Genomic DNA, 13,221 nt, shown 5'->3' on the forward strand with positions numbered 1-13,221 from the left:
GTCTGCAGCGCCTGGTTGGCGATCGATTTGGCGGTATCGACCAGCTTCTGCAGCGAGGTGATGCCGGTGTTGGCGGCCTGCAGCACCTGCACGCCGTTGCCGATGCCGTCGAGGAGGTTGTTGATGTCACCGGCGCGCGCGTCGAGCAGCTGCGCGGTGAAGAAGTTGGTGGGGTTGTCGAGGGCCGTGTTGACCTTCTTGCCGGTGGAAAGGCGGTTCTGCGTGGTGGCGAGCAGATCGGCGGTCGACTGCAGCGAGAGGAGGTTCTGGCGAACCGAGGCAGAGAGAACAATGCTACCCATTTTCATACCTTTCTGGTGTGAAGCAAAGAACGAGCCAACTTCCCGGATTTTGATCGGGCGACGGCTCACTCTGGAAGCAAGTGGCTAATAAAAGGTGAATCCGGCGGACCGGCCGCACATAAAAAATGTGAAGATGAGATTAATCCACTACCTCGGGATGTATTGCGCTTTTCAACGTCGACGCACGACAAAGCTGCATGAAATGGGCACAAGTCGCACGTTTACCATTGGTTAACTATCATGAGAAATGATGCGACTCGGCCAACGGGGATCGAGAACGCGCTAAAATGCGTCAACCGGAGAACAGCCATGGCCCTCAAAGTCGAGCTCAAGCCGCACGAGCGAATCATCATCGGCGCCTGCGTCGTCACCAATACCGATCAGCGCGCGAGGCTGTTGATCGATGGCGACCGGATTCCGATCCTGCGTGAAAAGGACATTCTCACGCCCGAGACGGCCGACACTCCGGCCAGGCTGGTCTATCTCGCCGTCCAGCTCATGTACCTGTCGCCGGACCCGATGGCTCATCACCCGACCTATTTCAGCCTGGTGCGTGAGATCCTGAGCGCGACGCCGAGCGCATGGCCCTTCATCGAGGGCATCAACAACAACATCCTGAACGGCGATCTCTATCACGCGCTCAAGGAAGCAAAAAAGCTGATCGGCCATGAAGAGCAGCTGCTCGAAAGCGCCCGTCAACTCCCGAACTCCGGCGCGCCCGATCGTCAGTCCGCCTAAACATCACGACCGCGCCAGAATGAAAAGGCCCCCGCGAAGGGGCCTTGTCCTGTTTGAAACCGCCATCGGAAGCCTGCGATCAGGGCGGCAGGCACTCAGAGCGGCAGGTACTTGGTCAGCGTGGTCTGGTAGAGCATCGACGTGGTTTGATAGGAGGCCTGCAGGCTGGTTTGCAGGGCCAGGATCTTAGTCGCCACCTCGTCCTGGTTGATGCCCTCGATCTGGTCGAGCATGGTCTGCGCCATTCCCTTCAGCTGGGTCTGGCGATCGATCGTCGACTTGATCGCGGCTTGCGCGCCGGCGAATTCCACCTGGATGTCCTGGATCGATTGCTGGCCGCTCTGCACGGCGAGGTTTGCCGCGATGCGCTGCTGCAGCGCGCTGACCTGCGCCTTTGCATTCGGATTGCCGGCGTTGGTGGCGACCGCCGAATACACCGCGACATTCTGCAGCAGATGCCGCAACGCCTCTTCGCTAGCGCGCGCGCCGTACTGCACCGTGACGGACTGGTCGATCCGCGCGATCGCAGTGCCGCGCGGCGGATCGGTGCCGACCTCGCCGGTGTACCAGGTCACGGTGTTGGCCGGCGTACCGCCGATCAGGTTGGTGGCGGTCGCAAACGGCGGGCCGTTGACGCGCAGCGGCGCCGCGTTGGCGCTCGCGGGGCCAGCGAAGCCTAGCGCGGCGAAGGCGGCCGCATTCGAACTGGAAACCGCGAGACTCGCGCCGTCGCCGCCGTGCAACGCGACCACGCCACCGGTCACCGTCGAGGGCGTACCGGTCCCGGTAATCGAATCGATCTTCGCCAGCAGCGCCTGAACGCTGTCGGTGACGTTGAGCTGGTTGCCGGTGGCGCCCACCGCCACGAAGGTGATCGGCGTCCCGTTGACCGTGATGGTATCGCCCGCCGCGAAGCTCGCGGTCAGCGAATCCGTCAACGCGACGCCGGAAAGCAGCGTGGCGCCGGTGATCGGCGCCGGCACCAAGGCCTGGTTGTTGACCGGGGTTCCCGTGATCGTTGCCGAAGGGTTGAAGAAATTGTCGGAGGCGGTGATGGCCGATGCCGCCACCAATGCGGTGTCACTCAGGGTCTGGATCGACGAAGTCAGTACCGCCTGCAGATTGGCCGTGGTCGCGATGGTATCGACGCCAATGAGAAACGAGCCGGTCGGCGGCGGGTTCTTCGTGGTGGCCGTCAGTACGACCGATTCGGTGGTGCCATCCGGCAGATTGAAGTTGAAGCTGATCCTGTCGCCATCGTTCGGATTGACCAATCCGAGATCGATGGTGGCGGCCGGCGGCGCGCCGGCCGCCTGCGTCACCGTCGCGCCGGTAAGCGAAGACGAGATCGTGCCGAGCTTCATCCCGAACGACGAGCCGTCTTCGCCGAGCCGGGTCACGGTGGTGGTCAGCGGCGGCGAGGCGACGGTAAGATGCGCCATGTTACCGACGCCCTGATCCGCCTGCCGGCGCTCGTTGATCATTTGCTTCAGCCCGGCTTGCGTCCCGGTCCCGTCGAGCATGACCTCGGCGGCTACCGTCGGCGCCGTATCGGTGGTGCGGCCGGAGAACAGATAGCGGTCAGCCGATTGGCTGTTGAGGATCGAGACCACGTTCGAGAACGCCGCTTGCGACGTGATCTGACCGGAGCTTTGGCCATTGTTATTGAGCACGATGGTCGAAGTCGTGGCAGCGCTCTTGACCGACGCGCTGATATCGGACAGGCCCTTCAGCGCCAGGTCGGCGACGTTGAGCCTCATATTGACGTTGGTCGCGGTGTCCGCAAAGGCGTTGATGCTGCTGATCTGGGCGCGCAGGTTGAGCGCGAAGCCGCGATTTGGCCCCTGCCCGGCGTAAGTCGTCGCAATTCTGCCGCTTGCCAGTTGTTGCGTCAGCTCATTGAGCTGACTGCGCAGGCCAAGAATCGAGGTTCCGATGTAGGATGTCTTGCCGCTAACGCCGTCGATAGACATGAAACCCTCATATGGACTGAATCAGCGTGTCGAACATCTGCTTGATGGACGACATCACGCGGGCGTTGGCGGAGTAGGCGTTCTGCAGCGCCAGCAGATGCGCCATCTCGTCATCGATATTGACGCCCGATGCCTCGCTAACCTTGTTCTGCAGGGTGTTCAGCACCACGCCCTGGCCGTCAGCCAGTTGCTTGGCGATGGAGGCCGCTTCGCCCTGCTGGCTGATGAACTGCTTGGCGAAATTGGTCAGCGTGCCGGTGAACGGAGCGCTGGCCGTGCCGATGCCGGTCTGGGGCGAGTAACGATAGTTCCCTGACTGCAATTGGTTGAGAACGAAGTCGGAGCGCGCGCTGTCGCCGGCGCCCGTCAGCGGGCTGGTCGAGAACACGATCATGCGCGAGGGATCGCCGATCAGCCCTACATTGACGCTGATACGGCCGGCCAGTCCGGTCTGTTGCGAGCCGTTGGCGGTGAGCGCACCGGTATAGAGCCCGCCATTGTCGGTGAACAACGGCAGCTGTACGTTGCCGCTGGTGAGCGACGACATCGTCTTGGTGACCGACGCCGCAAGAACGTCCGACTGGTTCGGCGCGCCGTCATCGAGAACGCGCAGCGTCGAACCCGACGGATTCGAAAACTGGAGATCGGCGGATGCCCCGAGCGCGGCGTTGAGCTGGGCGACCACCGACGCCATGCCGCCAGCAAAGTTGATGCCGAGAACCTCATCGTTCGGATCGAGCGTCGCAACATTGCTCAGCGGCAACACGCTCGGGTCATCGACGCGGACAATCGAAAGGTTGTGCGTCAGGCCGGTGGTGTTGTCCCTGTAGCTGACGTGGATGATGTTGCCGGACTGCAATCCCGCAAGATCCAGGTCGTAGCCGGCCTGCGGCAGCACCGAGGGGGGGGCGGCGACGGCGGCCGCCGTCCTGTCCGACAGCGCGCTCGACATCGCCGCCGCGAATTGGTCAACCTGCGCCTGCGCCTTGACCAGCGTGTTGTCGCGCAGTTCAAGAAGGGCGGCGATCTTGCCGGAACGAATCGAGTTGGTGGACACCAGATCGTAGCTGCCGCCCTGCGGAAAGCTGATGGTGATGGTGCCGATATTGTTCTTGGCCGGATCGACGTTATACAGGGTGTTGGGCGTCATCGTGCCCTGCGGATTGAAGATCAGCTTCGACGCCTCGGTGCCGACCAGTTGCACGCCGGAATTCGTGAACACCGTCACCTGATTCAGCCTGTTGGTGAAAGTCCTGATGTCCACCAGGCCGGACAACTGGGTGAGGTACTGATCGCGCTGATCCAGCAACGCGGCCGTCGCCGCGTCAGCCTGCCCGCTGCTCTGCAACTGGTTGTTGATGGCCGCGATCCGGTCCATCGCGTTGTTCGCCGTGAGGATGGAATCGTTGATGCCGAGTTCGGCATTGGCGCGCAGGCTCTGAATCCCTTGCGTCGTGGCATTGAGCGTCTGCGCCATGGTCTGCGCGGCGCTGACCGCGCCGATCCGCGCCGATTGCGAATCCGGGCTGGTAGACAAGCCCTGAAACGCGGTCAGGAGTTTGTTGAACGCGCTCTCGATGGTGCCCGCTTCGTCCGGATTGCCGTACACGTTCTGCAGATTGGCGAGATACGTCGAGCGGATATCGGCATAGGCCGCGCCGGAGGTTTCCGTGCGCAACTGGGTTAGCAGATACTCGTCGATCTGGCGGTCGACGCCGTTCAAGAGAACGCTCGATCCGTAATCGCCGGTCGATCCGGCGACCTGGATGACCGACTTCTTGATGTAGCCCGGGGTTTCCGCGTTGGCGACGTTCGATCCGACCAGCGAGATCGAGGCTTGCGTCGCGCGCAGGCCGGACATCGCGGCGGAGAGAGCCTGGCTCAAACCCATGACTAGTTGTCCATCTCAGGTCGCATCGCGAACATGGCCGATCAGCGCAGCACGTTCAGCAGATCCTGCACCATCGTGTTCGAAGTGGTGATGACCTTGGTGTTGGCCGAGTAGGCCTGCTGGGTGATGATCAGCTTGGTGAACTCGTCGGCGATGTCGGAGTTGGACCCCTCCAGCGATGAGCCGACGATGGTTCCGGCCTTGCCGTATAGCGCCTGCCCGGATTCATTGGTCACTTCGAACGCGCCGCCGTTGACGCGCTTGAGGAAGTTGGTGCCATTGAAGGTAGCGACCGAGATTTCGGCGAGGTCGAGGTTGCGGCCATTGGAGTAGTTGCCGGCGATACGGCCGTTGGCACTGACGCCGATGGACTGTAACTGACCGGCCGGAAAGCCGTCCTGCTGGATCTGGTTGACCTGCACGTTGCCGTTGGCGTCCGCGAACTGGGTGACGCCGCCGGTGCCGAAGTTGATGACCGGGCTGCCCAGCGAGACACCGTTGACGACGGCGTTGGTGAGCGTGACGTTGGAAACCGGGGGCGACATCTGTCCGGAGGCCGAGAAGGTGAAGTTGGAATTCACGTTCTGCCATGCCACCTGGGTGCCGGTTGCGTTGGCATTGACCTGGTAAAACAGGTTCCAGGTGTCGGTATTGCCAGGGCCGAGCGAGGCGCTGTTGGTCTTGGCCCAGCGTAACTGCAGGTTCACGGGCGCGCCCGACACGTCGTAGGTCGTGACCGCTCCGCCCGCCAACGACTCTTCGAGAAACGTCGTGATATCGTTGCCGATTACCTGGCCGGTGCCGACCGTGCCGCCGCCGCCGCGCGTCGCTGTCACAGCGCCGGTAAAGCCAAGCGCGGCGAAGGCCGACGGATTGGAACTGGTGACCGAGAGGTTGGAAGCCGTGCCGGAATGCAGCGTGATCGCGCCGGCGGTGATGGTGGAGGGAATCGCCGTGGTGGTGATCGAATCGATCTTGGCGAGCAAGGCCGTGATGTTGTCGGTGACGTTGAGCTGGTTGCCGACGGCGCCCGCGGCCACGAAGGTAATCGGCGTGCCATTGACCGTAATGGTATCGCCCGCGGAGAAGTTCGCGGAGATCGAATCGGTGGCCGCCGCGCCGGAGAGCAGCGTCGCCCCGGTATTGGCCACCGACGGCACGGCCTTGTTGTTCTGCGCCGTTCCCGAGACGGTGGCGTCGGTGTAAGGCGGCGGAGGCGTTCCCACCACCAGCGGATTGAATCCCGCGGTATATGAGCTCGGCACGATCAATTCCGATCCGGGAATGGAAGGGTCGCTCCTGGTCGTCAGCGGATAGCCGGCGAGGTTGGCGCGATAGCTGATCCTGGTGGTTGGCTGCGCCGCCAGGAAGTCGTTCTGGAATTTGAGTACTTGGGGCGAACTGCCCGCGGGGTTGCCTGTCGTCGGATCGATCGGAACACCTTGCAGATAGAAGCCGGCGCCGTTGACGAGATAGCCGCTTTTGTCGATCTGGAAGTCACCGCGGCGGGTGAAGCGGTCGACGCCGTCGAATACCGGCGTGCCGTCGGTGAAATTGCCGGGCTTCTGCACCGCAAAGAAGCCGTTGCCGTTGATGGCCATGAAGGTCGCGACCGATGCCGACTGCACGTCGCCCTGAACCGAGTTGGTGGCGCGGGATTGCGTGGTCACACCGCCGGCGAGCTGAGCGGTCAGGGAGGTCTGCGGAATAAGATCGAGGAAAGAGGTTTCCATGCGCTTGAACGCCGTGGTCTGCGAGTTGGCGATGTTGCCCGAAACGTTTTCCAGCGCGTAGGAGTTCGCGCGGAGGCCGCCGACCGCGGTGGTAAGGGCGCCGAAGATACCCATGACATTTTCTCCAATTTCGATCCGGGCGGCTCATCGGCCCCCAGGATATGTTCGGGGGGCGTTCTGGCCGCGTCGGGAGAAAACGTCGCAAGCGTCGTGCCAAACAAAAAAGTAAACAAATTCAATGTCTTAAATAAGACGCCCCGGTCCAGGGACCGGGGCGCATTTGCCGGGCGGGCAATAATTGCCGGGGCGAGAGCCTAGGAAGCCGATGGTCCAGCCGGGCGAAACGCCAGGCCGAATCCGTTGATGCAATAGCGCAAACCGGTTGGCTTCGGCCCGTCGTCGAAGACGTGACCGAGGTGGCCGCCGCAGCGGCGGCAATGAACCTCGGTGCGCAGCATCCCGAGGCTGCGGTCTTCGGTCTTGCCGAGCGCATTGTCGAGCGGCTGGTAGAAACTGGGCCATCCCGTGCCGCTGTCGTATTTGGTTTCCGACGAGAACAGCGGCAGGTCACAACCGGCGCAGGCGAAGATGCCCTTGCGATTTTCCTTCAGCAGCGGACTCGAGCCCGGCCGTTCGGTGCCATGCTTGCGCAGGATTTCATATTGCTGCGGCATGAGTTGCGCACGCCACTCGGCGTCGGTTTTCTCAATCTCGAATTTCCCGGCAGCCTCAGCCGGCGTCGTCCGCAACCAGCGGAAAGCGGCAAGGCCAAACAGGCCGGCGAGCGATACGAGCAGGAAACGGCGTTCGATCATGGACATCTCCGGACGAGGCTGACGGTTCGCCAATAGATACGGGCCATTGGAATGGACGTTACACCGATCCGCCCCGAATTTGCTCACTTTCCCGCGAGGCGACGGCGCGCGTTGCCGCTTCATCCTGCGCTTCTGGCGAAGGCGGGGGTCGCGGCATACCCGGCGGCCGACGCGACCGGGTTCCGGCCTGCCGGTTCGCCTCCGCCAAACGCGCCTCGCGGACGCTTTCCCGCGCGCGTGCACCTTCGCGGTACCGGGCCAGCGCCCCCGCCACGGCGGAACTGCCCCGCCCCCACATGCCGATCAGATGGCCCGCGACCCGGCCGGTTGCGCCACCCGCCCACACCAGTTCGAAGGGCGAGAACAGCTTCCAGCGTTCATCGCCCTGCAGGATGCTGCGTGCGATCAATTGCCCCGCCATCGCCGACGTGTTCAGTCCCTGGCGCCCGAAACCACTGGCGACCCACAGACCCTTCTGCACCTGCCCGATCTGCGGCATGCCATGCACGGTCACGCCAACCGCGCCGCCAAACAGCTCAGCCATGGCGACCTTGCCAAGCCGGGGGTAGATGGCTGCGATGCGGCGCGCGATAACCGGCCCGAAGCGGCTCGGCCGCGCCTCCCAGGTCGTCTCCGGGCTCGCCCACATCAGCCGGTCACCGTCCACGACCCGAAAATGGTCAACGCCATCGCTGTCGGCGACCGAGCCCCGAAACGCGATCGTCTCGCCGAGACGCTCGCCAAGCGGCTCGGTCACCGCGGCGTAGCGCCAGACCGGCAACAGCGTCTCCGACAGCCGCCGCAATGGCGCGCCGAGATGGACGTTGCCGGCCGCCACGATGTGGGATGCGCGCAACCGCGCCGACGGCGTCACGACGCGCTTGCGAATGCCCGATGGGTCAATGCTGACGACCGGCGTATCCTCGAAGATGCGCACGCCCGCCCGCCTCGCCTGCCCGGCGAGGCCCTTGATGTATTGTCCGCTGTCAACCTGGAAGGCGCGCGGAAAATGGATGCCGTGGAAATAGCGCGGGGTTCCGAGCTGTTCGCGCACGCGGTCGACCTGCCAGCCCTCCACCTCGGTGGAAAAATCCTCGCTCAGCGTCTGCAGGCGGCTGATCAGCGTCTCGCCGGCATCGACGTTGGATACTTCCAGGGCGCCCTCGGTCAGCGTCATGCCGGGCATCGCCGCCGCGGCGGCGCGGACATAGTCGGCGCCCTGCTTCGACAACTGCCAAAGCTCGCGGGCGTCGTTGAGGCCGACGCGCTCGATCAAGTCGCCGATCGGCAGACCATAGCCCGGCATGACCGTGCCGAGGTGACGGCCGGATGCGTTCCAGCCGATATGACGGCCTTCGAGGACGGCGACGCTGGCGCCGAGCCGCGCGGCCTCGATCGCCACCGTCAGGCCGGCCAGTCCCGCCCCGATCACGCAAATATCGACGTCGAGGTCGAACGAAAGGCGTGCGCGCAAGGGCGCATCCTGGTCGGGGCCGGCGGTTGCGCTTGCGAAAGTCTCAGCCATATCGTTTTCTTACGGACCGCCGCGCCGCCTGTCACCTTGTGAAGGCCATGCGCTTGTAGATTAATCCAGACTGCGACCGAATCGAGATTGCGTCCATGCGCCGTTTGATGCTGCTGCGTCACGCCAAGACCGAACACGACGCGCCGTCGGGGCGCGACCAGGACCGGCGCCTCGACGATCGCGGCCGGCAGGACGCCGCCGCCATCGGCGGCTGGATCGCCCGGCATCCGCCTTTTCCCGAGGCCGTTCAGGTGTCGACCGCGGTGCGGGCGCAGCAGACCTGGAACCTGGTGTGGGAAGCGATGAAGGGCCGTGCGCCCGCCCCCAAGGTCGAACTTCTCGACGAGTTGTACGGCGCCGAACCCACCCAGCTATTGCGCTCGATAAGGATGGCGGCCGCGAGCGATCCCAGGCAATTGATGCTGGTCGGCCACAACCCTGGCATGCATGAGCTGGCTTTGATGCTCGCCGCAAGCGGCGACGCGGCGTCGGTCAAGGCGATCGAGGACAATCTTCCGACCGCGGGGCTGGCGATCCTCGACTTTGCGACCGACGACTGGAGCGAGGTGGCGTTCCGTCGCGGCCAGCTTGTCCGGTTCACCAGCCCGAAATTGCTGAAACAGGCCCTGGACGATTGAGATGGCGAGTCACGCGCAAGCAGGAGGCGAAGATGTTCAAGTCCATTCTCGTGCCGCTCGATCTTACCGATACCGATCTGGCCAAGCCCGCGATCGCCACCGCAATGACGCTGTCGCAGACCTGGGGCGGAACGGTGCGGTTGCTCAACGTACTGCCGATGACGCCGGTCATGCTCGCCGAATACGTGCCGGCCGATTTTGACGTCCAGCAGCGCGCCACCGCCGCAGAAGCGCTCGCGATCGTGGCGCGGGAATCCGGCATCGAGGCGTCGCGCATTTCCGCGACGGTGCGGATCGGCGGCATCTACCACGAAATCCTCGAAGAGGCCGCAGCGATCCACGCCGACCTGATCGTGATGACCTCGCACCGGCCGGCGATGCGTACCTATTTCCTCGGCTCCAACGCCGGCCATGTGGTGCGCTACGCCAGGTGCTCGGTGCTGGTGGTGCGGCACTGACCATCGCCTTCGGCGCGGCAGGCTGCGCTGCCGAGGCCTTACATGATCCGCGTGAACCGCATATCGACGGCGCCGCGCACGGCCGATTCGATCCGGCTGCGCTCGATGCCGATATCGCGCAATGCCCGGTCGTCGAGTTCGCGGAGCGTCCGGATAGCGTGGCGGTGCGCGATCCAGGTCACGAGGCCGGTCATCCAGCTTCCGAGCACTCGGAGCAATCCATCCGGCGAGCCCCGGAGCGCGGATTGGGGTGCGTCGTGGGATATCATGGTCATCGCAATCTCCGCCTGGTTTCGAACGGCAAATGGCTGCCGTCGGCGCAACCGCCGCCAAAGCGCTCGCGCCATTTAATGATCTGAATGCCTGCACCCTGTTTCAGTGCAGCGAGGGCTTGATCCGGTTTCAATGAGCCGATACAAACCTCGGATCAAGCAAAACATTGCTCTCGGTGCAATAATGTCGAAGTTCGAATATCTGAAGCTCGCCGACACCGTCGCCGCCGAGATCGCCAACGGTGCGCTCAAGCCCGGCGACCGGCTGCCGCCGCAGCGCAGTTTCGCCTATCAGCGCAAGATCGCGGTCTCCACCGCGAGCCGGGTCTATACCGAGCTGTTGCGCCGCGGCCTCGTGGTCGGCGAAGTCGGGCGCGGCACGTTTGTGTCAGGTGAAACGCGGCGCGGCATTACCGTGCCGGTCGAGCCGCGCGGCGCGCGCATTGATTTCGAAGTCAATTATCCCATTCTGCCGACGCAATCGGCGATGATCGCCCGTAGCCTTCAAGGGCTGGAACGGCCAGAAGCGCTGGAACGGGCGTTGCGCCACTCGGGCACGACCGGCACGCAGGCGGCACGCGCTGTCACCGCGCAATTTCTCTGCCGCGACGGGTGGTCGCCGGCGGCCGACCAGATCGTCTTTACCGCAAACGGACGGCAGTGCATCGCCGCCACGCTGGCGGCGGTGGCGCCGGCCGGCAGCCGTTGCGGCGTCGAAGCGCTGACCTATCCGTTCATCAAGGACATCGCCGCGCGGCTCGGCGTCACCCTGGTGCCGCTTGCGATGGACGAGCACGGCCTTCGTCCCGACGCGGTGCTGAAAGCCCACCGCGAGGCGCATCTGTCGGTGTTGTACATTCAACCCACCATCCAGAACCCGCTCGGCATGACGATGCCGGCCTCGCGCCGCGCCGACCTGCTGCGCGTCGTCGAGAAGCTCGGCCTCTACGTGATCGAGGACACCGTCTACGGCTTTCTTGACGAGGAGACGCCGATGGCGGCGCTCGCGCCCGACCGCTGCATCGTGCTCGACAGCCTTTCGAAGAAGGTGGCGCCGGGACTGGCGCTCGGCTTCATCGTTGCGCCGCCACGCCTGCGCGAACGCATCATGGCCGCGGTTCGATCGGGCGGCTGGACCGCCGCGGGATTCGCCTTCGCAGCCGGCCAACGACTGATGGCGGACGGCACTGTTGCCGAGCTTTCGCGCCTGAAGCGGATTGATGCGGTACGACGCCAGCAGGTCGCGGCGAAACATTTGGCCGGCTTCGAAATCCAGGCCAATCCCAAATCCTACCACCTCTGGCTGACGCTGCCGCCGCATTGGCGCTCGCAGACATTCGTTGCCGCCGCGGCGCGGCGCGACATCGCGCTGACCGCCTCGACCACTTTCGCGGTGGCCCCCGGCCATGCTCCCAACGCCGTCCGCCTGGCGTTCGGCGCTCCCTCCGCCGAGCAGCTCGATCTCGGCCTGCGCACGCTGGCGGGGATGCTGGGCGCGAAAGAGGATTTCGATACCACGGAATAGGTCTATCGATCGCGTCCCTCGCTTGCCGGCCACTCCGCAATGAAGCCGTTGGCCTTGTATGGTTCGATCTTGTCCCATTCCAGGAGCATGCGGCGGCTGAATTCGGGGTCGGTATGCCACAGCGCCCGCGGCGCCCTGAAACTGTCGACCGTGACCAGCATCTTCTCGACCTCCGGCCAGTGGCGGTGCAGCGTCATCGGGTAGCGGCGCGCGGTCCAGCTATTGCCGAGACAGATCACGCTGCGAATGCTGGCGAGCCCCAGCGCGGCGTCGATGATCGGCAGCGAGAAGATCACGTTTTCGCCGGTGTTGGTCGCCCGCGCTTCCCGCAGGACGACCGCCGAGGGGACGCCGCCCGCAACCATGGCATCCGCGATGATCTCGCATTCCGGCACGTCCGAACCCGGCGTCACGCCGCCACTCACGATCGCCCAGCGAAAGTATCCCGCGCGCCACAACCGGCAGGCCGCATCGACGCGCACACCGACATCCTCGCGGGTGCCGAACACGAACAGCAGGTCGGCCGGCCGCAACGGCGTCTCGATCAGATGCCGCGTATTGATCTCGGCAATCTCGGCCTCGGTCGGCAATCGCATCGCTTCGATCCGCACTCGTCAGGGAAGCCGGCGGTGACGATGCCGACTGTCGCAGGCTTCGCGAAGTCACGTTTCATTTCGCTTGATTGCGGAAGCTTCTAGGGCAGCAGCGCGTCGGGCAGCCGGTCGAAGGAGTAGCTGCGCGGCCGGTTGCGCCTGATGAAGCCGCCGATCGTCCAGACGAACCAGGCGGCCATGCCGACCAGAAACAAAGCGCCGGTCCATTCGAAGGTCGCGAGCGCCCGCGCCAGAAGTCCAATCATCGCAACCGCCAGCAACGCCACCAGCGCGACCGCAGCGGCATAGCTCGCCGGTCCGATGCCCCCGATCAGCGCGGCCTTGCTACCCGCATCCTTCATCCTTTGATGGAGTTCGGCAATAAAAGCCCGATAGTCCTGATCCTGCGGCGCCATCAGCGTGACCGTCTGCCAGGTGGTCGAATGAATCGCTATCCGCCCACCGCCGACCTTTTCGATATCGGCGCGAAAGCGGCGCGCCTGCATCGTCATCGGCCGATAGGACAGGCGGACCGAAGCGATATCGGCATAGGGCCAGACGCCGGACCGGCCGCCGATTCGCCAGGACAATCCTGCGTCGGTCAGTTCGAATTGTTGCCCCGATCCGACCAGCGATGCCCTGTAGGTGTAGCGGGTTGCCGGCGAAACGCCCTCCGCCTCCCCCTCCGTCGTTGTCCGGTTCGGCAGCGATGTCGGCAAATCAATCATCCCGGTGTCGGTTGCAGCCGCCTGCTTGCG

12 protein-coding genes and 1 pseudogene are annotated in these 13,221 nt (G+C 64.3%); 4 read left to right on the forward strand and 9 right to left on the reverse strand.

What is annotated here, in order from left to right; all coding sequences use genetic code 11:
* Positions 1-302, reverse strand: a pseudogene (locus Q0D31_RS08185) (flagellar protein); the annotation flags it as partial.
* A gap of 309 nt (positions 303-611) precedes the next feature.
* Between Q0D31_RS08185 and flbT the strand changes: the two are divergent.
* The gene (flbT, locus tag Q0D31_RS08190; RefSeq protein WP_291848206.1) at positions 612-1,040 is read left to right on the forward strand and encodes a flagellar biosynthesis repressor FlbT; all 429 of its coding nucleotides are present in this window, start codon (positions 612-614) and stop codon (positions 1,038-1,040) included.
* A 95-nt stretch (positions 1,041-1,135) separates the two neighbouring features.
* Here the strand turns inward: flbT and Q0D31_RS08195 are convergent, their stop codons facing one another.
* The 5 genes from Q0D31_RS08195 to Q0D31_RS08215 form a co-directional block, all read right to left on the reverse strand.
* The gene (locus tag Q0D31_RS08195; protein ID WP_291848210.1) at positions 1,136-3,013 is read right to left on the reverse strand and encodes a flagellar protein; all 1,878 of its coding nucleotides are present in this window, start codon (positions 3,011-3,013) and stop codon (positions 1,136-1,138) included.
* Between the two features lie 7 nt (positions 3,014-3,020).
* The gene (flgK, locus tag Q0D31_RS08200) at positions 3,021-4,904 is read right to left on the reverse strand and encodes a flagellar hook-associated protein FlgK (protein ID WP_291848212.1); all 1,884 of its coding nucleotides are present in this window, start codon (positions 4,902-4,904) and stop codon (positions 3,021-3,023) included.
* 41 nt (positions 4,905-4,945) lie between these two features.
* Positions 4,946-6,751, reverse strand: coding sequence for a flagellar hook-basal body complex protein (locus Q0D31_RS08205; protein ID WP_291848214.1), 1,806 nt, complete (start codon positions 6,749-6,751; stop codon positions 4,946-4,948).
* A gap of 200 nt (positions 6,752-6,951) precedes the next feature.
* Complete coding sequence (gene msrB, locus Q0D31_RS08210; protein ID WP_291848216.1) at positions 6,952-7,452, reverse strand: peptide-methionine (R)-S-oxide reductase MsrB; 501 nt, start codon at positions 7,450-7,452, stop codon at positions 6,952-6,954.
* A gap of 58 nt (positions 7,453-7,510) precedes the next feature.
* A complete protein-coding gene (locus Q0D31_RS08215) occupies positions 7,511-8,977 on the reverse strand; it encodes an FAD-binding oxidoreductase (protein ID WP_291848218.1) in 1,467 nt (488 codons plus the stop codon).
* A 95-nt stretch (positions 8,978-9,072) separates the two neighbouring features.
* On the opposite strand from Q0D31_RS08215, the gene Q0D31_RS08220 reads away from it, so the two are divergent.
* The gene (locus tag Q0D31_RS08220) at positions 9,073-9,615 is read left to right on the forward strand and encodes a histidine phosphatase family protein (protein ID WP_291848220.1); all 543 of its coding nucleotides are present in this window, start codon (positions 9,073-9,075) and stop codon (positions 9,613-9,615) included.
* A gap of 32 nt (positions 9,616-9,647) precedes the next feature.
* A complete protein-coding gene (locus Q0D31_RS08225) occupies positions 9,648-10,073 on the forward strand; it encodes a universal stress protein (RefSeq protein ID WP_291848221.1) in 426 nt (141 codons plus the stop codon).
* A gap of 38 nt (positions 10,074-10,111) precedes the next feature.
* On the opposite strand, the gene Q0D31_RS08230 is transcribed toward Q0D31_RS08225, so the two are convergent.
* The gene (locus Q0D31_RS08230) at positions 10,112-10,348 is read right to left on the reverse strand and encodes a DUF1127 domain-containing protein (protein WP_291848223.1); all 237 of its coding nucleotides are present in this window, start codon (positions 10,346-10,348) and stop codon (positions 10,112-10,114) included.
* Positions 10,349-10,529: 181 nt separating this feature from the next.
* On the opposite strand from Q0D31_RS08230, the gene Q0D31_RS08235 reads away from it, so the two are divergent.
* Positions 10,530-11,870, forward strand: coding sequence for a PLP-dependent aminotransferase family protein (locus Q0D31_RS08235; protein ID WP_291848225.1), 1,341 nt, complete (start codon positions 10,530-10,532; stop codon positions 11,868-11,870).
* Between the two features lie 2 nt (positions 11,871-11,872).
* On the opposite strand, the gene Q0D31_RS08240 is transcribed toward Q0D31_RS08235, so the two are convergent.
* Positions 11,873-12,466 carry a YdcF family protein gene (locus Q0D31_RS08240; RefSeq protein ID WP_291848227.1) on the reverse strand — a complete coding sequence of 198 codons (594 nt, stop codon included), beginning with the start codon at positions 12,464-12,466 and terminating at the stop codon, positions 11,873-11,875.
* A 98-nt stretch (positions 12,467-12,564) separates the two neighbouring features.
* Positions 12,565-13,191: a hypothetical protein gene (locus tag Q0D31_RS08245; RefSeq protein ID WP_291848230.1), complete on the reverse strand. Its 627-nt coding sequence runs from the start codon at positions 13,189-13,191 to the stop codon at positions 12,565-12,567.
* Positions 13,192-13,221 lie beyond the last annotated feature (30 nt).

This window comes from Bradyrhizobium sp. (assembly GCF_022844465.1).
Lineage (GTDB): Bacteria > Pseudomonadota > Alphaproteobacteria > Rhizobiales > Xanthobacteraceae > Bradyrhizobium.

What these genes read in the sequence shown, in the direction of transcription:
- Q0D31_RS08220 (WP_291848220.1), top strand. Translation starts at nt 9,073, where the DNA reads ATGCGCCGTTTGATGCTGCTGCGTCACGCCAAGACCGAACACGACGCG.
- Q0D31_RS08215 (WP_291848218.1), bottom strand. Translation starts at nt 8,977, where the DNA reads ATGGCTGAGACTTTCGCAAGCGCAACCGCCGGCCCCGACCAGGATGCG.
- Q0D31_RS08245 (WP_291848230.1), bottom strand. Translation starts at nt 13,191, where the DNA reads ATGATTGATTTGCCGACATCGCTGCCGAACCGGACAACGACGGAGGGG.
- msrB (WP_291848216.1), bottom strand. Translation starts at nt 7,452, where the DNA reads ATGATCGAACGCCGTTTCCTGCTCGTATCGCTCGCCGGCCTGTTTGGC.
- Q0D31_RS08235 (WP_291848225.1), top strand. Translation starts at nt 10,530, where the DNA reads ATGTCGAAGTTCGAATATCTGAAGCTCGCCGACACCGTCGCCGCCGAG.
- Q0D31_RS08230 (WP_291848223.1), bottom strand. Translation starts at nt 10,348, where the DNA reads ATGACCATGATATCCCACGACGCACCCCAATCCGCGCTCCGGGGCTCG.
- Q0D31_RS08205 (WP_291848214.1), bottom strand. Translation starts at nt 6,751, where the DNA reads ATGGGTATCTTCGGCGCCCTTACCACCGCGGTCGGCGGCCTCCGCGCG.
- flbT (WP_291848206.1), top strand. Translation starts at nt 612, where the DNA reads ATGGCCCTCAAAGTCGAGCTCAAGCCGCACGAGCGAATCATCATCGGC.
- flgK (WP_291848212.1), bottom strand. Translation starts at nt 4,904, where the DNA reads ATGGGTTTGAGCCAGGCTCTCTCCGCCGCGATGTCCGGCCTGCGCGCG.
- Q0D31_RS08240 (WP_291848227.1), bottom strand. Translation starts at nt 12,466, where the DNA reads ATGCGATTGCCGACCGAGGCCGAGATTGCCGAGATCAATACGCGGCAT.
- Q0D31_RS08195 (WP_291848210.1), bottom strand. Translation starts at nt 3,013, where the DNA reads ATGTCTATCGACGGCGTTAGCGGCAAGACATCCTACATCGGAACCTCG.
- Q0D31_RS08225 (WP_291848221.1), top strand. Translation starts at nt 9,648, where the DNA reads ATGTTCAAGTCCATTCTCGTGCCGCTCGATCTTACCGATACCGATCTG.